At 32.1% G+C, this 18,421-nt stretch carries 18 protein-coding genes; 4 read left to right on the plus strand and 14 right to left on the minus strand.

Annotated elements, in window-relative coordinates; genetic code table 11:
• Positions 1–19: 19 nt before the first annotated feature.
• The 11 genes from holA to AC1RPY_RS05335 all read right to left on the minus strand — a co-directional run bounded on the left by holA (position 20) and on the right by AC1RPY_RS05335 (position 10,710).
• Entirely contained in the window at positions 20–1,045 is a 1,026-nt protein-coding gene (gene holA, locus AC1RPY_RS05285; RefSeq protein WP_481761709.1) for a DNA polymerase III subunit delta, read from the minus strand.
• 5 nt (positions 1,046–1,050) lie between these two features.
• Positions 1,051–3,069, minus strand: coding sequence for a DNA internalization-related competence protein ComEC/Rec2 (locus AC1RPY_RS05290; RefSeq protein WP_481761708.1), 2,019 nt, complete (start codon positions 3,067–3,069; stop codon positions 1,051–1,053).
• A gap of 251 nt (positions 3,070–3,320) precedes the next feature.
• A complete protein-coding gene (locus tag AC1RPY_RS05295) occupies positions 3,321–3,800 on the minus strand; it encodes a ComE operon protein 2 (RefSeq protein WP_409022402.1) in 480 nt (159 codons plus the stop codon).
• A 59-nt stretch (positions 3,801–3,859) separates the two neighbouring features.
• A complete protein-coding gene (locus tag AC1RPY_RS05300; protein ID WP_481762189.1) occupies positions 3,860–4,414 on the minus strand; it encodes a helix-hairpin-helix domain-containing protein in 555 nt (184 codons plus the stop codon).
• 241 nt (positions 4,415–4,655) lie between these two features.
• Complete coding sequence (gene coaD / locus AC1RPY_RS05305) at positions 4,656–5,153, minus strand: pantetheine-phosphate adenylyltransferase (protein WP_481761706.1); 498 nt, start codon at positions 5,151–5,153, stop codon at positions 4,656–4,658.
• A 1-nt stretch (position 5,154) separates the two neighbouring features.
• Entirely contained in the window at positions 5,155–5,706 is a 552-nt protein-coding gene (gene rsmD / locus AC1RPY_RS05310; RefSeq protein ID WP_481761705.1) for a 16S rRNA (guanine(966)-N(2))-methyltransferase RsmD, read from the minus strand.
• A gap of 5 nt (positions 5,707–5,711) precedes the next feature.
• The gene (locus AC1RPY_RS05315; protein ID WP_481761704.1) at positions 5,712–6,038 is read right to left on the minus strand and encodes a YlbG family protein; all 327 of its coding nucleotides are present in this window, start codon (positions 6,036–6,038) and stop codon (positions 5,712–5,714) included.
• Between the two features lie 18 nt (positions 6,039–6,056).
• Positions 6,057–7,235, minus strand: coding sequence for an FtsW/RodA/SpoVE family cell cycle protein (locus tag AC1RPY_RS05320; protein WP_481761703.1), 1,179 nt, complete (start codon positions 7,233–7,235; stop codon positions 6,057–6,059).
• Positions 7,236–7,632: 397 nt separating this feature from the next.
• Positions 7,633–9,480 (minus strand): translational GTPase TypA, encoded by a 1,848-nt coding sequence (gene typA / locus AC1RPY_RS05325; protein ID WP_481761702.1) that lies wholly within the window; start codon positions 9,478–9,480, stop codon positions 7,633–7,635.
• A 165-nt stretch (positions 9,481–9,645) separates the two neighbouring features.
• Positions 9,646–10,419: an inositol monophosphatase family protein gene (locus AC1RPY_RS05330; protein WP_481761701.1), complete on the minus strand. Its 774-nt coding sequence runs from the start codon at positions 10,417–10,419 to the stop codon at positions 9,646–9,648.
• 12 nt (positions 10,420–10,431) lie between these two features.
• The gene (locus AC1RPY_RS05335; protein WP_481761700.1) at positions 10,432–10,710 is read right to left on the minus strand and encodes a UPF0223 family protein; all 279 of its coding nucleotides are present in this window, start codon (positions 10,708–10,710) and stop codon (positions 10,432–10,434) included.
• Positions 10,711–10,948: 238 nt separating this feature from the next.
• On the opposite strand from AC1RPY_RS05335, the gene def reads away from it, so the two are divergent.
• A complete protein-coding gene (gene def, locus AC1RPY_RS05340; RefSeq protein WP_409022787.1) occupies positions 10,949–11,497 on the plus strand; it encodes a peptide deformylase in 549 nt (182 codons plus the stop codon).
• A 75-nt stretch (positions 11,498–11,572) separates the two neighbouring features.
• On the opposite strand, the gene AC1RPY_RS05345 is transcribed toward def, so the two are convergent.
• A complete protein-coding gene (locus tag AC1RPY_RS05345; RefSeq protein WP_409022393.1) occupies positions 11,573–12,052 on the minus strand; it encodes a hypothetical protein in 480 nt (159 codons plus the stop codon).
• 229 nt (positions 12,053–12,281) lie between these two features.
• Between AC1RPY_RS05345 and AC1RPY_RS05350 the strand changes: the two genes are divergently transcribed.
• The 3 genes from AC1RPY_RS05350 (at position 12,282) to AC1RPY_RS05360 (ending at position 15,239) form a co-directional block, all read left to right on the plus strand.
• Positions 12,282–12,500 (plus strand): DNA-directed RNA polymerase subunit epsilon, encoded by a 219-nt coding sequence (locus tag AC1RPY_RS05350; RefSeq protein ID WP_409022392.1) that lies wholly within the window; start codon positions 12,282–12,284, stop codon positions 12,498–12,500.
• Positions 12,497–14,173, plus strand: coding sequence for a ribonuclease J1 (gene rnjA / locus AC1RPY_RS05355; RefSeq protein WP_409022391.1), 1,677 nt, complete (start codon positions 12,497–12,499; stop codon positions 14,171–14,173). The genes AC1RPY_RS05350 and rnjA overlap by 4 nt, the downstream gene beginning before the upstream one ends.
• A gap of 118 nt (positions 14,174–14,291) precedes the next feature.
• A complete protein-coding gene (locus AC1RPY_RS05360; protein WP_481761699.1) occupies positions 14,292–15,239 on the plus strand; it encodes a diacylglycerol/lipid kinase family protein in 948 nt (315 codons plus the stop codon).
• A gap of 42 nt (positions 15,240–15,281) precedes the next feature.
• Here AC1RPY_RS05360 and recD2 read toward each other — a convergent pair whose 3' ends face one another.
• Complete coding sequence (gene recD2, locus AC1RPY_RS05365; RefSeq protein ID WP_481761698.1) at positions 15,282–17,741, minus strand: SF1B family DNA helicase RecD2; 2,460 nt, start codon at positions 17,739–17,741, stop codon at positions 15,282–15,284.
• A 15-nt stretch (positions 17,742–17,756) separates the two neighbouring features.
• Positions 17,757–18,416, minus strand: coding sequence for a tetratricopeptide repeat protein (locus tag AC1RPY_RS05370; protein WP_481761697.1), 660 nt, complete (start codon positions 18,414–18,416; stop codon positions 17,757–17,759).
• Between the last annotated feature and the right edge of the window lie 5 nt (positions 18,417–18,421).

Genomic DNA, 18,421 nt, shown 5'->3' on the forward strand with positions numbered 1-18,421 from the left:
CTACTGGGTATTTTTTATTTTATACATCTATACGATTAATTTGAAGCATAAATAATGAGAATAATCCTTCTTGATCTTGTTGTGTCGTCTTCATTGCTTTTTCTAAATCAATTAACGCTAAATAAATTTTCCTCAAATCACTTCTATTAAATTTCTTTATCTTTTGAAGTGCCAACTTAATTCGATAAGGATGCACTTTTAAAACACTAGCTAAATCTCCTTGTGAGTAACCTTTATCTTGCAAAATTTTCACTTGTAATAATAATCTAAATTGTCCCAATAATATTGCATTTATCTTAATTGGCTCTTCATTTTGTAAAATTAAATCATGATACAACGTTACTGATTTTTCAATATTATTTGAAATAACAACATCTACTAAATCAAATATATTTTGTTCTAAAGTTTTAGAAACTAAATTTTCAACAGATGATAATGTAATTCGGTGGGTTTCAAAATTATACAAAAATAACTTTGGCAATTCATTCATGATTGTTGATAATTCTGTATTGGTTCTTTCTAGAAATAATTCCAAAGCGTTTTCATCTATTTCAAATGATTTGTTAGCCATCTCTTGGGCTATAAACTGTCGCGTTGCACGCTCATTTAACGGTTGATTATCAATAACTAGACTAAATTTTTTAAGCATCTTACTAATCTTTTTACGACCATCTAATTCTTTATAAGGCGCAAATATAACTACAATACTTGTTGGTTCCGGATGAGCTAAATAAGATAAAAGACCATCAATATCGTGTTCAATTTTTCTTTTTTTAGTGTCTGACGTTAGAAAAAAAGGATTTTGAATAAAAATTAAGCGCTTATCACCAAAAAAAGGAACAGACATCGCATCATCTAATGCTTTAGCCAACGGAACCTCCTCCATATCATATTTACCTAAATTCATCGTTCTCTCTTCTTCAGGTATCAACTCAGTAAATGCTTTTTTTACATCTTCCATTAAATAAGTCTCATTACCTAAGACAAGATTTACTGGCTTCACATTTTCAAGAGATAACGTTGAAATTATTGCCTGTGAATTCATATTTATCAGCTCTTTTCATTGTTAAAAACTTCTAATTTTTCTTTATAATTTTGAAACTTGCTGATTCTTATCATACCATGCTCTGCTGTACTAACAAACGGTATTCGATATTTTTTCAAAGTATCTAATGTTTCTTGATGTGGGTGGCCATATCTATTATTCTTACCAGCAGAAATCACCGCTAACTTCGGTTTTATTTGATCAATAAATATTGGATCAGTCGCAGTTTTACTGCCATGATGACCTGTTTTAAGAATTGATATTTGTAAATTGGGATATTTTTGAATAACCTTTTTTTCACCAGCTCGGTCCAAATCGCCAGTAATAAGATAGCTATATTTCCCGATTGTTCCAAATAAAACAAGAGAATCTTCGTTTTTTCCTATACCTTGATTAAAAGGATGTAGAATCATCAATTCAGCATCCTGTTTTTTACTATTATCTGTCATAGGTATCACCATTTTAGGCGGTCGAGTAGATTCTATTTTTTTAATGAATTGTGGCAGTTGTTCCATTCCAGATGGAACAATCATTCTATCGACGTCTATTTTGGTTAATATAGACGGAAAATTACCTATATGATCTGCATCTTGATGCGTCAAATATAAATAGTCTATATGACTGATTCCTTTGCTTAATAAATAATTAGTAATAATTTTTTCACCAGAAGTTTGATACTCCTTTCTAGTTCGCCAGCTATCCATCTTAAAATGAACTTTACCGCCTGTATCTACTAATGTAATTTGCCTATTAAACGGCTTTCTTATCAATGTTGAATCCCCTTGACCAATGTCAAAAAAAACGACTTCTTGCCGAATTGGAAAATGGATCCATAGAAATACCATAACATAGAAACTAACTAATATTGCCCATCTTTTAATACACGAAGGATGTAAAAAACATGTTAAGGTGCACATGAAAAATAGCATGCACATATTTAAACTGGGTTTACCAAACGTTATCGTTAATGGTAAACGTGCTAGTTCATCAAAAAAATAAATAAACGTTTTTAATACAGTATTTATCCCATCCATAACAACCTTAAAATGAATCCCAACCATTCCTCCAAAAATTACAATTGGTAGGATTAAGAATTCAAAAATAGGAATAATAAAAATACTAAGTACAATTGATAGAACATTCCACTGATAAACGTTGAAAAAAATAAATGGCAAACTAAATAAGTTTAGCCAAATACCTGATTCAAAAGTACCTTTATTCTCCATAAAGATTAGTAGTAATGACATTAGATAGCTCAACTGACCGCCAAATGTGAACAGTACTTGTGGTTCAATCACCAATCCTATTAACAAAGCGAAACACCAAACCGTAATCCCTTGGACAGGTTTATCAATTAGTTCACAAATAAGTTGAACCATACACATAAAAATTGCACGTCGTAAACTACTAGATTCCCCTGCAATAACTAAATAGCATGGAAGTAAAAAAAGTAATCCTTTGGCTACTGTCTCACGTGGGATTAATAGTCTATTTCCTAACGTTCTTATTAACATCACAAAATAATATACATGTAAACCCGATAAACAGAATAAATGAATTAATCCTAATTGTCTTATAGAGGCTAAATCCTGATTGAATTCCTGAGTCTTATCACCAATTACCAAAGCATTCAAAAATTTATCTAACGGATTGGATAAAGAATTAAAATAACTTTTTAATTCTGCTCGTAATTCATGTAACTTACTTATCACGGATTCAAGCGATAAATTCATGACATTTTTTTCACTATTATTAACTTTTATAATAGTCATACTATTGTAAATTGATTTAGTTCGCATAAAACTTTGATAATCAAACTCGTTTTCATTTGTCGCTGATTTAATTTTTTGTAGCTTAGCATCAACGTTTATAATTTTAGTGTGTTTATTATGTTTAATCTTATTGAGTTCATTTTGTGACTTACAGTTATAAAATCCTCGAATTTTTTGTGAATTAGAAATTATTTGTCCATCAAAACTAACCAAATCACCATTGATTGAATAATCATCAGGGTAAATTTTCACATTAACATTTTGTACCTCTTTTTCAACTACAACTTGCTTCTGGCTTTCCTTCGCATTACTGTAAAAATAAATACCAAAAATTAAAATACAGACACAACAAATATAAAAAGTTATCGAACGTTTTAACGTAATAATTCGTATAAAAATAACGATAGCGAAAATAATCCAAATAGGATTGTAATTTACAACATATAAACTTGTTATTCCAATAACTAACGTCGCAAAAAATAGATCAACTGCTTCAACTGATTTTATTCTGAAAATATTTTATTCAGAACAATTTCTTCAATATAATTTTTATCAACTTTTACTTGCTCAAAAATAACATTATTTCTTTCTAATAGTGATATGGCATAATCATCATTATGATAATTACGTAAATAATATATTTTTTTCACGCCGGATTGAAGTAGCATTTTTGTACACTGTAAACAAGGAAAATCTGTCACATAAATTTCTGAATTATCTGTCGCTGAGCCAAACTTTGCACACTGTAAAACTGCATTCATTTCTGCATGAATCGTTCGTACACAATGTCCGTCTACAAGGTAGCAACCTTCATCTATACAATGTACATCCCCTGAAACAGCGCCGTTATATCCGCCTGCAATAATCCGTTTATCTCTAACAAGTATCGCACCAACAGATAATCTTTCACATGTACTTCTTAATGATAGTAATGCAGCTTGCGTCATAAAATATTGATCCCAAGGAATTCTATTATCAGGCATTTAGGTATTTCCTTCTTTCATTTTTTTATAGTATATCAAAAATAAATCTTTAAAAAAAGTTAGACCGCTAATGAGTCCTTTAGACTTTCATATGTTTTATCACCGATGCCGCCAACTTCTTTTAATTCATCCGTAGTTTTAAACGATTGATGTTCTTCTCTATATTGTAAAATTTGTTCTGCTTTTTTTGGTCCAATTCCAGTCAACCCTTGCAGTTGTTCTTTCGTTGCGGTGTTTAAATTAACCGTTGATTCATCATTCGATTTATCCTGAGTTCCTGTAGTAGACCCTGCATCCATAACAGAAGATCCTTGGGCAGTAGTAGCTGCTACTTTATTTTCTTTTACTTCCCCTTTTGCCGGAACATATATAACCATCTCATCTGTTACTTTTTGAGCTAAATTAATCTGTTTCTGATCAGCGTTAGATAAAAATCCCTCAGCTAAATCGATTACCTGACTAATTCTCATTCCTGTTTTCATTGTGTATATACCTGGTTTTTTTATATTTCCTTTGATATCCACAACGATTTTCCCACCATTTGAGGTTTCTAAATGGCTTGATATATTTTTTTCCGAGCTAGACGACGTACTAGTAATACTATTAACTAACATATCATCTGTTTTGCTACTTTTATGTTGTGTAACTATTGAAAAAATGGTCAATGCTATTACAGATACCACACAAATAATGATAATTTTTCGATATTCAATTCAAATTTTTTTTATTTGATCCATCTTATCCACCTCCCTCTTATATTTAAATACGCAAAAAAACGAATTTCATTTAAAATGAAATTCGTTTTTTTCCTTAAATCATTATCACGTATTTTAATGATGATTCATTTTATTTAAGTTAATCTTCCTTACTAATTACTTCATGACATTTTTTAATCATAGCTACTTTTATATGATTAGGTACCATATTTGAAATATCTCCATCAAATTTAAATATTTCTTTCATTAAACTTGAGGAAATATGTGCGTATTTAGGATTAGCAAGCATCAATACAGTTTCCACTGTTTCATCTAACTCTTTGTTCATCAATGCAATATCTTTTTCATATTCAAAATCCCTATTATTTCTAACACTACGAATAATTATTTTAGCATCTAATTGGTGCATTAAGTTAATCGTTAAATCTGATTCAACACTAACTACTTCTACATTTGCTAATGAAAAGGTAGCTTCACTAATCAAATCTACCTTTTCATCAGCTGTAAACAATGACTTCTTTTTAGTATTAGTCATAACTGCGACAATAACTTTATCAAAAATTTGGCTTGATCGAACAATAATATCTAAGTGTCCATTAGTTAATGGATCGAAACTTCCCGGAAAAACTGCATTCATTTTAGTTCTCCTTTTGATAAATCGTTACCTGTGTAATTCCATAATTTTGTCTCCTAAATAGCCTGAATCCAGAAATATCATCAGGTAAGTTAGCATATTGATCTGTTTCACAAATAATTAAAGCTTGATTATTTAACAACTCGCTGCTATCTATTTTTTTTATCGTATCAATTATTTCTTGGGTCTTATAAGGTGGGTCTAAAAAAACAAGATCAAATGTTTCTTTACCTTTTAATAGTCCAATTGCTTTATCGGCATCTTGCTTATAGACCGTAAACTTATCTTCTTCCTTTGTGATAGCAATATTATCATTAATTGTTTTAATTGCTTGATACTGTCTATCAATTAGAAAAGCATGCGAGATTCCTCTAGAAACAGCTTCGATACTTAACCCTCCGCTACCTGCAAATAAATCTAACGATTTACCGCCATCAAAATAAGGACCAATAATATTAAACACTGATTCCTTAACTTTATCCGTTGTAGGTCTTGTTGCCATACCCGGAACTGCTTTTAATTTTCTTCCGCCATATTCACCTGAAATTATTCTCATATACTTTACTCACTTTTATTTTTAAATTTTTCTTGATCTTCATCTGTTAATTTAAATGCTTTTTCACCCATTCGAGACCCAAAGTCCATATCAATATCAGGGCGATGCGATACTTCTGTCTTTTTAACAAATTTTAAATTTTGAATTTTCTTAATCGTCTCGGGTAGGTCTTCTTGATTCATATAAATGACAACATATTTCATTTTTTTTGAAATATATTGAATAATACCGAATCGTTTCAACTGCTTAATTTGCTTCATATGGTATAAAAACACAATGACACCTTGTCTTTTTTGTATAACTAACTTAGTCCCATTTTCTTCGTCAAGCATTTGATTATGACCCCCTTTTTATTTATTATTTAGTAATTCCTTTTTTCTTAAAGCTGATATATTTAAAACTAAGCCTACACAGAAACTCAAGATAAGCATACTTGATCCGCCATAACTAAGAAATGGAAATGTTACACCTGTTATTGGTAAAACACCTGATATACCACCAACATTAAATACAGTCTGCACTGTCATAAACGTCGCAATTCCATAACAACAAAGTGAATGGAAAGTTTCTTTACTTTTAGAACCAATAAAGATAATTCGTCCAATCATACTGAAAAGTAATATTAAAATAAAAAATACCATCAATAATCCAAGTTCTTCACCTGTAATTGCTAATATAAAATCAGTATACGGTTCTGGTAGATAGCCTCGTTTTTGGATGCTATTTCCTAGTCCTGCACCAAAAATACCACCATTACTTAATGCATAATATGAATTTACCAGCTGTTGTCCAGTTGATTGCTGATATTTAAACGGATCATTGAATCCACTAAATCTTTTAGCCATATATGCTAATGGACCACCAGAATCTGGAGAAACAGATTTTAATTTTGATAATAATATCATTAAAGTACCCATGCCACCAACAGAAATTAAAGAAGTTATTCCAATTGAATACCCACTAGCCAAAATAATGATTAATACTGCACTAAAATTAATAATAAACCCACCCACATCTGGTTCAACCAAAATTAAAATGAGTGGTAAGGCTACTGCAATCGCATAGATAAAACGACGTTTATTTCTACCCTCATAACTTAATTCTTTATTTTCACGGAATGCAACTTGTTGCGCCATAAACAAGACTAAAAAAATCTTGCTGATTTCTGCGGGCTGAATGTTAAAAGAGCCAAAGTTAATCCATCCTGCTGCACCATTAACTGTTTTACCGCTAAGTACTACGTATAAAAGTAGCAGAATGGACACTGCACCAAATAATATTATAAATCCAGAACTTTTAAAAAAATTAACCTTCATTGAATATATAAGGAAAGCAACTAGCAATCCTAAAATGGCAAAAAGCAATTGTTTTTTTAAATATGTCGTTGGATCGCCACCCGCCATTTGAACCTTATATGAACTAGCAGAATAAACCATGACCACACCAATTCCGGATAATATGATATACGGTATAAAAATAAAATAATCAAGATATTGTAATTTTTGTGTTATTCTTTTTAAAATTTGCATTTTTAATCCAACTTATTTCTTCATTTTTTCAAATTTAGTACTAAAGTGTCTATTCGAAGTTACTTCAAGATTCTTTATCTGCTTCTTTTCAGTTTTTTCTTCAAACAGAGCACACTCCAACACAAAATCTACTTCACGAGAAAAACGAACAATTAAGTATCAACTACTTCTTAAAATGTAACATAACCAAGCTAGTAAAATGTATTTCGCTGTTTCCAGATAAATTTATTTATTTTATCTACATTTTCTTGCAAAGTGACCATCACATTTTCTTTAGAAATGTTGTTTTTCATCGATTTTATTCTCTCGTGACTCCTAATAGTATACCATATTACTATTTATCATGATTAAAAAAAAGAGTTGAAAATGAACTTAATCATTTTCAACTCTTTTTAAATTAACCTTTTTTTGAATCTGTTTTATGTTGTTTTTGAGCTTTTTCACGCATATTTGTATCTAAGATACGTTTACGTAAGCGTAAATTATTTGGTGTGATTTCTAATAATTCATCCGTGTTCAAGAATTCCAATGATTCTTCAAGAGTAAGAATAGTTGGTTTCTTGATTGAGGCTGTTTGATCTTTATTAGAAGAACGAACATTACTCATAGCTTTTCCTTTAGTAATATTTACAGAAATATCACGTTCACGGCTACTTTGTCCAACAACCATTCCTTCATAAATATCAGTAGTAGGTGTTACATAAATTGTTCCACGTTCTTCAATACTCATAATTGAATATGTTGTAGCTTTTCCTGAATTAATAGAAACTAATGCGCCATTACGACGACCAGGTTCCCAGTTACGGATAACTGGTTTGTATTCAGAGAAAGTATGATTTAAGATACCGTATCCACGAGTCATTGAAAGGAATTGTGAATCATATCCAATTAAACCACGAGTAGGAGCTGAGAAAGTTAAACGAGTTTGGCCGTTATTACCGGTCTCCATGTTAATCATTTCACCCTTACGTTGAGCCATTGTATCAATAACACCACCAGAATATTCATCAGGTGTATCGATTTGGACGCTTTCAAATGGTTCTTGCATCTTGCCTTCGAATTCACGGTAGATAACTTCTGGACGTGAAACTTGAATTTCATAGTCTTCGCGACGTAAAGTTTCAATTAAGATTGATAAATGTAATTCTCCACGACCTGAAACAACCCAAGCATCTGGAGAATCTGTATCTTCAATTTTCAATGAAACATCAGTATGCAATTGTAATTTAAGACGATCTTCCATCTTTCGAGCAGTAATGTTTTTACCATCTTGTCCAACAAATGGTGAATCATTCGTTCTGAATGTCATTTGTAGTGTAGGTGGATCAATACGCATTAATGGTAATGCTTCTTGATGATCACTTGGTGTTACAGTTTCACCAACGAAGATGTCATCCATCCCTGAAACTGCAATTAAATCACCGGCTTTAGCTTCATTAATTTCAACACGATCTAAACCGAAGAAACCAAAAAGTTTTGAAACACGGAAGTTTTGAACTGAGCCGTCAAGTTTAATAACAGAAACTTGATCACCAACAGCAATTTTTCCACGGAACACACGACCAATACCAACACGACCAACATATTCATTATAATCCAACATTGAAACTTGGAATTGTAATGGTTCGTCACTGTTATCAACTGGTGCAGGAATTGTATTTATAATTGTTTCAAAAACGTCATCCATAGAATGTTTTTGAGTTTCGATATCTGGATCCATACTTGATGTACCATTGTATGCACTAGCATAAATAACAGGGAAATCAAGTTGTGCTTCATCAGCACCTAATTCAATAAACAAATCAAGAACTTCATCAACAACTTCTTGTGGACGAGCACCCATACGATCAATTTTGTTAATAACAACGATTGGTACTAATTGTTGTTCTAAAGCTTTTTTCAAAACAAAACGTGTTTGAGGCATTGTTCCTTCAAAAGCATCAACGACAAGTAAAACACCATCAACCATTTTCATGATACGTTCTACTTCACCACCGAAATCGGCATGTCCAGGTGTATCTAAAATGTTAATTTGTTTGTCGCCAACTCTAACAGCAGTATTTTTTGATAAAATTGTAATACCACGTTCTTTTTCAATATCATTTGTATCCATGGCACGGTCACTAATTTCTGAATGGCCATCCAATGTATCTGATTGTTTTAATAATTCATTAACTAATGTCGTCTTACCGTGATCGACATGGGCGATAATCGCAATGTTACGAATGTCATCTCTTGTTTTCAAGTTTGTTCTTCCTTTCGTTGGAGCCTTAATATTTTTACGAATAATAACTACAGTTCACTATTATAGCAGACAATTAACACACTTACTAAAAGTTTTCATACTTTTTCATAAATAAATCGCATAAAAAAACTGCGACTTGTTAGTCACAGCCACAACGCGATTCTACTAAAAACTATTTAGTAGTTTTAAAATGTCCTCTTGTGCGTTTTCCGTTGCTATTAATACATCTGCTGATTGTAACATATCGAGCTCTAACCCGTCAATTGTTTTCACGGTGATACCAAGAGTTTCCGCCAATATTTTACCGGCTGCAAAATCCCATGGTTTTAAGTGAGAAACATAACCAATTTCTTGTCCACGTAATATGTGAACAAACTCAATACCGGCACTTCCATAAACCCTAGCACCTGAACTATGTTGAACAATTGATTGTAAATGCTTATAGTCCATCATTAACATAGGTGAGCTACAACCTAGCAAGCCATCCTTAAGTGCTATATTTTCAGGCTTTTCAAGTTTTTTATCGTTGGCAAAGACGCCCCTATCTGGCCCACCAGAATATAAAACATTATTCATTACATCCATAATGAATCCCAATTTTCCAATACCGTTTTCATAAATACCAATCATAATCGCGAAATGATCTTTCTGTTTGACAAAATTCATTGTGCCATCAATTGGATCAACAATCCAAACAGTACCATCTAAATTTGTTACATCATCCCCAAAACCTTCTTCACCTAAAATTTTGGCTTTCGGATCAAAGGTACGAATTTTGTTTACTAAAAATTTTTCAGTCTGTTTATCCATATTAGTTACAAGATCAACTCGACTACTTTTTGTTTCAACAGACAATGGATTTCCAAATGCATGAATAATATTTTCACGTGCCTCTGTCAGCCAACTTTTAACCTGATAATTAACCTCATCAATATTCAAATCATAACCTCCCTATTGGTTAATTTTAATAACGTCCCTTGTACTCTCTCTTGCAAATTTCATTGTACGATAAATACTAAAACCTGATTCATCTTCGTACGATCTGCCTATTTGTTTTTCCTCCATTTTGGAAGGAACAATTTTTTTAAACTCACGATAATTATAAAGCAATTCTTCTCGATCAATACCTGTAGAATTTGCTAATTCTATTGCTTTATAGAATTCACTGACAGAGATAATTTCTTCAGTAGTCCAATGTGCTTCTAATGGGTAATCAATTTTATTATTCATAATTTAGTGTGTTAAACTCCCTTTATTTTTACTTTATTTAATTATTGAATTAATTTTCAACTAATACTTTCAATATACTTGAAAGTAATTACTATGTTTCATTTTACAGCAATCCATTAAAAACTAAAAGAAATGAAACATAACTATTAATTTTCAAATGGCCTACAGATATGATTATTTTATGCTACAATGTACCGTAGAATATTAATTTGGAGGTACTATTTTGATTAAAATAACAATGAAAAATATCATTCGTGAAGGTAATCCAATTTTACGAAATCGTTCAAGCGAAATGACTTTTCCGCTTTCAGATGATGATAAACAACTCGCACATGATTTAATGGAATTTTTAGAGAATAGTCAAAATGAAGAAATAGCTGAAAAATATCATCTACGCGCAGGTGTTGGCTTAGCAGCTCCGCAATTAGCAATTTCTAAACGAATGACTGCTGTCTTAATCCCTGGCCCAGAAGGTGAAGAGCCCACACTTAAACAAGTGTTAATTAATCCTACTATTTTAAGTCAGTCAGTTCAAGTTGCTGCACTTTCAGAAGGTGAAGGTTGCTTATCAGTTGATAGAGATGTCCCTGGATATGTGCCAAGAGCTGATCGGATTACACTTCGTTACTTTGATATCGAAGGTACACAACATAAAATCCGCTTGAAAAATTATGAAGCAATTGTAGTCCAACATGAAATTGATCATTTAAATGGTATATTATTCTTTGATCATATTAATACTGACAAACCATTTGCTATACCGAACGATGCTATTATGCTTGAATAAATAACTAAAGAGTTTCTCCAATAATTAATTTATTGAAGAAACTCTTTTTATTTCACTTTAAACATACTGTTTGAACTATACCTTTTTTAAATCTTTAGTATACATAATTGTCTCAACATTAACCAAATGTGCTACCTCTAAATGTAAAATACCGTCTAAATACCAAAGATCTGTTACTTCAAATGCCGATTTTGCTTCGACACTTTTTTTAACCAGGTTCATCATTTCAAATTCTTCAAATAAATTGAAAAAAATGTTTCTTATTTTCCCGATATTCTCTTCTGAAGGAGACTTCATCTGAAATTGATACTCAAATACCATGACCCTCTTACCCCAAACCTTTGAAACAATTTCTGTAACCCTTAGTATTTCAGAATTAATACCATATTCATTACCATGTAGTCTATTTAAAGCAAATTCAACCGCATTATCTGTAATAAGTTTGCTTTTATTTTTAAGAATAGTAATCTGTCTATTTCTTTTCAGACGGTTATAATTTAAAATTATGATGATCATTAAAACCACTACAGTCACTATTTTAACTACCAACCACATTTATAAAACACCACTCTTCCTTATACGATAACTTTTCATAATTATAACATGTCTGTTAAATTTTATCCTTTATAAGTCTATTCAAATCGGTCTATTCTATACTTAAATAATAATATATGATAAAATATAAATTATATGTTGTGCAGACAACCCCCAGTTCGGTTTCTAATTTCCATTTCAAATCATTTTAACCAAAATGATATCAATTTAATTTAAAGGAGTTTTACAAATGATTTTTAAAGTTTATTATCAAGAAACACAAGATAGAAATCCACAAAGAGAAGAAACAAAATCACTTTTCCTTGAAGCAAGTTCTGAAATTGAAGCTCAAAGTATTGTTGGTCACCAAACAACACATAACATTGAATTCATTGAAACATTATCAGATAAAGCTTTAGCATATGAAAAGGAAAACCCTACATTTAAAATGACGGAGTTTTCTGAATGAAAAAGATAAATGTTAAAAATAACGAGACTGGTGTTTTTGCAGTCGGCGGATTAGGTGAAATTGGTAAAAATATGTACGGCATCCAGTTTCAAGATGAAATTATCGTCGTCGATGCAGGAATCAAGTTTCCGGAAGATGAGTTATTAGGAATTGATTACGTTATTCCTGATTTTCAATACTTAGTTGCCAATCAACAAAAAATTAAAGCATTAGTTATCACCCATGGTCATGAAGATCATATTGGTGGTATTCCCTATTTATTAAAACAAATTAATGTCCCAATTTATGCTGGACCATTGGCTTCAGCATTAATCAAAGGAAAATTAGAAGAACACGGGTTACTTGCCACAACAGAAATGCATGAAATTGAAGAAGATACTGTTCTTAAATTCAGAAAAACGAGTGTGTCGTTCTTTAGAACAACTCATTCAATTCCTGATACTTTAGGTGTCGCAATCAAAACGCCATCTGGTAACATTGTAGTCACTGGGGACTACAAATTTGATCTAACACCTGTTACTAATCAGCCGCCCAACCTTCAAAGAATGGCTCAACTTGGTGCTGATGGTGTACTTTGTCTACTATCTGATAGTACAAATGCAGAAATTCCTAATTTTACAAAATCAGAAAGATTCGTTGGTAAATCAATTCGACGAATTTTTGAAAAAGGTGAAGGCCGCATTATCTTTGCTACTTTTGCTTCAAATATTTCCCGAGTACAACAAGCTGCTGAAGCTGCTGTTGCCAAAGGCCGTAAAATCGCTGTCTTTGGACGTAGTATGGAGGCAGCAATTGTTAACGGACGTGAATTAGGATACTTAAATATTCCAGATGATGCCTTAATTGATGCACGTGATATTAATTCATTACCCGCAAATGAAATTTTAATTTTATGTACGGGATCACAAGGTGAACCAATGGCAGCTCTTAGCCGTATCGCTAATGGGACTCATCGTCAGGTTTCTATTCAACCTGGTGATACTGTTGTTTTCTCAAGTTCTCCAATTCCTGGTAACACAATCAGTGTAAACCACGTTATTAATGAACTTTCAGAAGCTGGAGCAACTGTTGTCCATGGTAAAGTAAATAATATTCATACTTCTGGTCATGGTGGCCAAGAAGAACAAAAATTAATGCTCAGTTTGATGAAACCTAAGTATTTCGTCCCTGTCCATGGTGAATATAGAATGCTTAAAATTCATACTGGATTAGCTGAACAAATTGGCGTTCCAAGAGAGAATAGCTTTATTATGGAAAATGGTGATGTCTTAGCTCTAACTAGTGATTCTGCTCGAATTGCTGGTCATTTTGAAGCTGATGATATTTATGTCGATGGTTCAGGAATTGGTGATATCGGTAGCGCTGTCCTAAATGATCGACAAGTCCTTTCTGAAGAAGGCCTTGTTGTTGTCGTTGCAACGATTGACATGAAAAAACATGAAATTCAAGCAGGACCAGATTTATTATCTCGTGGATTTGTCTATATGCGCGAATCAGGAGAATTAATTAATCAAGGTCGTCGTCGCTTATTCCGTGTCATGAGTCGCTTATTAAAAAATGATAAAATTACAGAAGCCATGATTAATGATGCAATCGTTGATGACTTACAAAAATTCTTATATGAACAAACTGAACGTAAACCAATGATTTTACCAATGTTAGTTATCGTTTAACAAAAATAGCTCAATATTCTAATTAGAATATTGAGCTATTTTTATATAATCAAAATTTATCTTTAAATCCTTTTAAATTTTAGTTATAATTATTAGTATTAATTAAGGAGGGAAGTTCATGAATCAATATTTCATTATCGTTAATGAGTCTGCTGGAAGTGGTCGTGCTAAACAAATTTGGCAATCTATTGAAAAAAAATTAATTTCTCAAAATGTCTATTTTAAGGCCCATCTGACAGACTATATTGGTCATGCTTCCCTTCTAACGGAAAATTACGCCAGACATTATCACCCCATCGAAACAGACAATAATCAAATTATACTAGTTATTGGCGGCGACGGTACTTTAAATGAATGTATCAATGGTGTTAAAAATGCGAACACATTTGATATCCCAATTGCCTATATTCCTGCAGGATCAGGAAATGATTTTGCTCGAGGTGTCGGTATCCCCAAATCTCCACTTGTAGCTCTTGAACAAGTATTAAACACAACTTCACCTAAACTATTAAACTTAGGTGTCATGCACGAATTATCACGGCATGAAAAAAAATACTTTATAAATAATGTTGGCGTAGGTTTCGATGCGCAAATAGTAAGTATCGCAAATCAATCAAGTTCAAAGAAACTATTGAATAAACTTCATCTAGGATCGCTTACTTACTTAAGCGCCCTATTAGGAACTTTATCAAGACAAGCTGCATTTCCCATAACTGTCCGGGTGAATGGCCATCAAGAATTTTATCAAAATGCCTTTCTTGTAACAACATCAAATCATCCCTACTTTGGTGGCGGTGTTCCAATTTTACCAATGGCAGATCCGACAAAAAATAATTTAGACTTAATTATCATTGAAAAACCTAGTGCACTAAAATTAATCTATCTAGCCATTTTACTGAAATCTGGTAAACATATTAACCAAAAAGGTGTTCACCATTTTACATCAGATAAAATTAAACTTTCCGTTGACTCTTTAGAGTACGGTCAAATGGATGGTGAAGACCTAGGAACCCGTTTCTTTGAAATTGAGTATAGCGTCTTATCATACCCATTTTGGATTAACTAAAAAGCCTATATATCTCATTTAATTGAGATATATAGGCTTTTTCTATGGTCGGCTATTCTCCATTCCAATCATTGGATCAATTGAACCATCCATAATATTGTCGTTAGTTAAAATAAATTTTTCAATTAAAGTTGGAACAGGCGGAGCTATTTTAATAGATTTTTTAGCTAGTTGGCTCTCTTTAATCGAATCATCAACTTTTTTAATATCACCATCAAAAATCTGTTCAATTCGTAATAATAACGTTGTTTTTCTATTGGCTGATTCATTCTCAACACATTCTTCAAATGATTTTTCTTCGCCAAGCAAAATCAATAACTGGCTAGCACGGGTAATTGCGGTATACAGTAAATTACGTTTAAGCATTCGCTTATACTGCGAAACCATTGGCAAAATAACCATTTTAAACTCACTACCTTGAGACTTATGAATAGATGTGCAATATGCCAAAGTTATTTTTTGCCATTCATTTCGCCTGTAAGTCACTTCTGTTTGATCAAAAGCAATAACTAGTTCGTCTACCTTATCTTCGCTATCTTTGGCCAATGTAATTCCTACAATCTTACCTATATCTCCATTAAAAACATTATTTTCAGGACTATTAACAAGATGTAACACCTTGTCACCAATTCTAAATTTTTGATCTCTAAAAAGTACTTCTTTTTGTCTACTATTTTCAAGTGGATTCATAATATTTTGTAACATTTCATTTAAACGATTAATTCCCGCCGCACCTCGATACATTGGTGCCAGAACTTGAATATCACTTGAAGTGAACCCTTTATTCTTAGCTCGTTCAACAACCTGTTTAATAATTGATTCAACTTGAAATTCACGACTCGCGAAAAATGAACGATCCTTTTGATTCTGTGTAAAATCAGCAGGTAATTCACCTTTTTTTATTGAATGTGCGAGTGAAATTATTGATGACCCATCACCTTGACGATAGATATCCGTTAATTCTTTTCGCTCAAGATAGTCACTTTTCAATAAATCATAAAATGTTTGCCCAGGACCAACAGAAGGCAATTGATCTTTATCACCTACAAAAATGACTTTCATATCTGTAGGTATTGCATTCATTAATGTATTCAATAAATACGTATCAACCATCGACATTTCATCGATAATTAATAAGCCACCTTCTAAATCTTTCGTTTCAACATCATTATTCGATTCTCTTCCAGTTAGTCCTAAGAGTCTATGGATTGTACTGGCAGGTAATCCAGTCGTTTCAGTCATTCTTTTTGCTGCTCGCCCAGTAGGTGCAGCTAAAAGAATAGGAAATGTTTGTCCTTCTCCATAACTACTAAGATCGAGCGAAAAGTCATTTAATTCCGCAAATAACTCCACGATACCATTAATAACGGTTGTTTTACCCGTTCCTGGGCCACCTGTTAATAAAAATATCTGTGAATTCATAGCCGCCCTAATGGCATTAATCTGTGACTCACCATAATTCATATCAAGTTTTTTTTCAATCTTACGAATTGCTTTATCAATATCTTTTTCTGCTAACTTACCTTTTTCTTGCCCCGATGAAAGTAATCTTTTTAAATGTTCAGCAATTTGGTATTCTGCATGATACAGATTTTTTAAATAAATACGCTGTTCATCACCGACAACGAGTCCTGATTTAGCTAAATTAATGAGTTCTTTTGAGATTGCCTCAGGGTTTATTCTGACTCTTCGACTACTCTCTAATAATCGTAAAGATGCTTCCAACAACGGCTCTGCAGTCGCATAGGTATCGCCATCTTGTTGACATAAATCATTGATACTTTGCAAAATACCTGCTTGTATTCGACCTGAAGAATCAGCTGCAAATCCTAATTCTCCAGCAATTTGATCTGCCTTTTTAAAGCCAATATTTTCAATATCATTTACTAGTTGATATGGATTTTCTTGAATAATTTCAAGGGTTTTTTCTTTATAAGTTTGATAAATAGTTGCGGCTAATTGACTACCAAATCCAAAACCATTTAATCCAATAATAATTTGTTCCATCCCATTATTTACTCGAACAGTCTCTAATATTGTTGTTTTCTGCTTGTTTGATAATTCTAATGAATCAAGTACAGTATCATCTGCTAATATTTTATCAATTGTTTTCGTTCCTAACTTTTCAACAATTGATTCCGCAGTCTTTTTCCCAATCCCTTTAAATTCTGAGCCAGATAGATAGGTAATAAGCCCCATTTTTGAAGTAGGTGTTTCATTTTGATAATTACTCGTTTGAAATTGTTTCCCATATTTGGGATGCTCAACTTGTTGACCATAGAAGCGGTACGTAGATTCCTCTTTAATGTCAGCAAAATTACCAGTAACAACAACCTCATCTTCAGGCCATTCCAAATTACTTTCAATACTGTGAATTAGAATCACTTTATAAAAACTATCTTGGCTTTGAAAAAATATGGTTGCAACCTTACCAACCAAGTAAGCTTGTGTTTCATCACTTTGAGGATCATCATTAAATAAATTTAGTTTCTGAACAACCATTATTTCACATCCTCTTTATTTATCACGTAATTTTATAAACGATTCTATTTCACTTAATCTTTGTTTTTGTGCCTCAAAATAGGCCTGATTGGCTATTTTTGAACGATCAAAATAAGTATTGAATTCAATTCCTAAAACCATATTAGCTAAGCCTCGTTGAAAATTAGCCTTTGCATTATTTTCATCTATTTTAAGAACTAAGTCATAATATTTACCAGCATTTTCAAACTGACCCAATGCTAAGAAAATATCGCCAATTAATTCGTTGGCGTCCATATTTTTAGGATTTATTTCTTGAGCCGTAATCGCAAATACTAATGCTTGTTGATACAGCTCTTGAGCCATATATGATTGTGCTAACATTAAAAAAGCTGTTTCTTTCAACTTTTGATTAGTTACTTTTTGAAATGATTGAATTGCTTCAGAATACAGTTCTGCCTCGTAAAACACGTTACCAAGACCATATTGTAATAAATCAACTTGTTCATTTTTCTCATCAAAATATCCAATAGCTTTTTTATACAGTTCTTCCGCCTGAGGGTAGTCTTTTACTTTTGTTAAATAACTACCTAATTCATAATAAGCCGTTTGATTATTAGGTTCTTTTTCAACCTTTTCAACTAATTGATGAATAATATGTTTTGATTCTGCTTCTTTTTCTTCTCTCTTACCCATTATTA

This window comes from Dellaglioa sp. CoH-56-MRSF-12 (assembly GCF_056782075.1).

Excerpts from the sequence above, each read along its gene's own strand:
- AC1RPY_RS05345 (WP_409022393.1), bottom strand. The coding sequence starts at position 12,052 with ATGTGGTTGGTAGTTAAAATAGTGACTGTAGTGGTTTTAATGATCATC.
- AC1RPY_RS05320 (WP_481761703.1), bottom strand. The coding sequence starts at position 7,235 with ATGCAAATTTTAAAAAGAATAACACAAAAATTACAATATCTTGATTAT.
- AC1RPY_RS05295 (WP_409022402.1), bottom strand. The coding sequence starts at position 3,800 with ATGCCTGATAATAGAATTCCTTGGGATCAATATTTTATGACGCAAGCT.
- def (WP_409022787.1), top strand. The coding sequence starts at position 10,949 with ATGAAAAATATCATTCGTGAAGGTAATCCAATTTTACGAAATCGTTCA.
- AC1RPY_RS05370 (WP_481761697.1), bottom strand. The coding sequence starts at position 18,416 with ATGGGTAAGAGAGAAGAAAAAGAAGCAGAATCAAAACATATTATTCAT.
- rsmD (WP_481761705.1), bottom strand. The coding sequence starts at position 5,706 with ATGAGAATAATTTCAGGTGAATATGGCGGAAGAAAATTAAAAGCAGTT.
- AC1RPY_RS05315 (WP_481761704.1), bottom strand. The coding sequence starts at position 6,038 with ATGCTTGACGAAGAAAATGGGACTAAGTTAGTTATACAAAAAAGACAA.
- recD2 (WP_481761698.1), bottom strand. The coding sequence starts at position 17,741 with ATGGTTGTTCAGAAACTAAATTTATTTAATGATGATCCTCAAAGTGAT.
- coaD (WP_481761706.1), bottom strand. The coding sequence starts at position 5,153 with ATGAATGCAGTTTTTCCGGGAAGTTTCGATCCATTAACTAATGGACAC.
- AC1RPY_RS05350 (WP_409022392.1), top strand. The coding sequence starts at position 12,282 with ATGATTTTTAAAGTTTATTATCAAGAAACACAAGATAGAAATCCACAA.
- AC1RPY_RS05360 (WP_481761699.1), top strand. The coding sequence starts at position 14,292 with ATGAATCAATATTTCATTATCGTTAATGAGTCTGCTGGAAGTGGTCGT.
- rnjA (WP_409022391.1), top strand. The coding sequence starts at position 12,497 with ATGAAAAAGATAAATGTTAAAAATAACGAGACTGGTGTTTTTGCAGTC.
- AC1RPY_RS05300 (WP_481762189.1), bottom strand. The coding sequence starts at position 4,414 with ATGTTAGTTAATAGTATTACTAGTACGTCGTCTAGCTCGGAAAAAAAT.
- holA (WP_481761709.1), bottom strand. The coding sequence starts at position 1,045 with ATGAATTCACAGGCAATAATTTCAACGTTATCTCTTGAAAATGTGAAG.
- AC1RPY_RS05335 (WP_481761700.1), bottom strand. The coding sequence starts at position 10,710 with ATGAATAATAAAATTGATTACCCATTAGAAGCACATTGGACTACTGAA.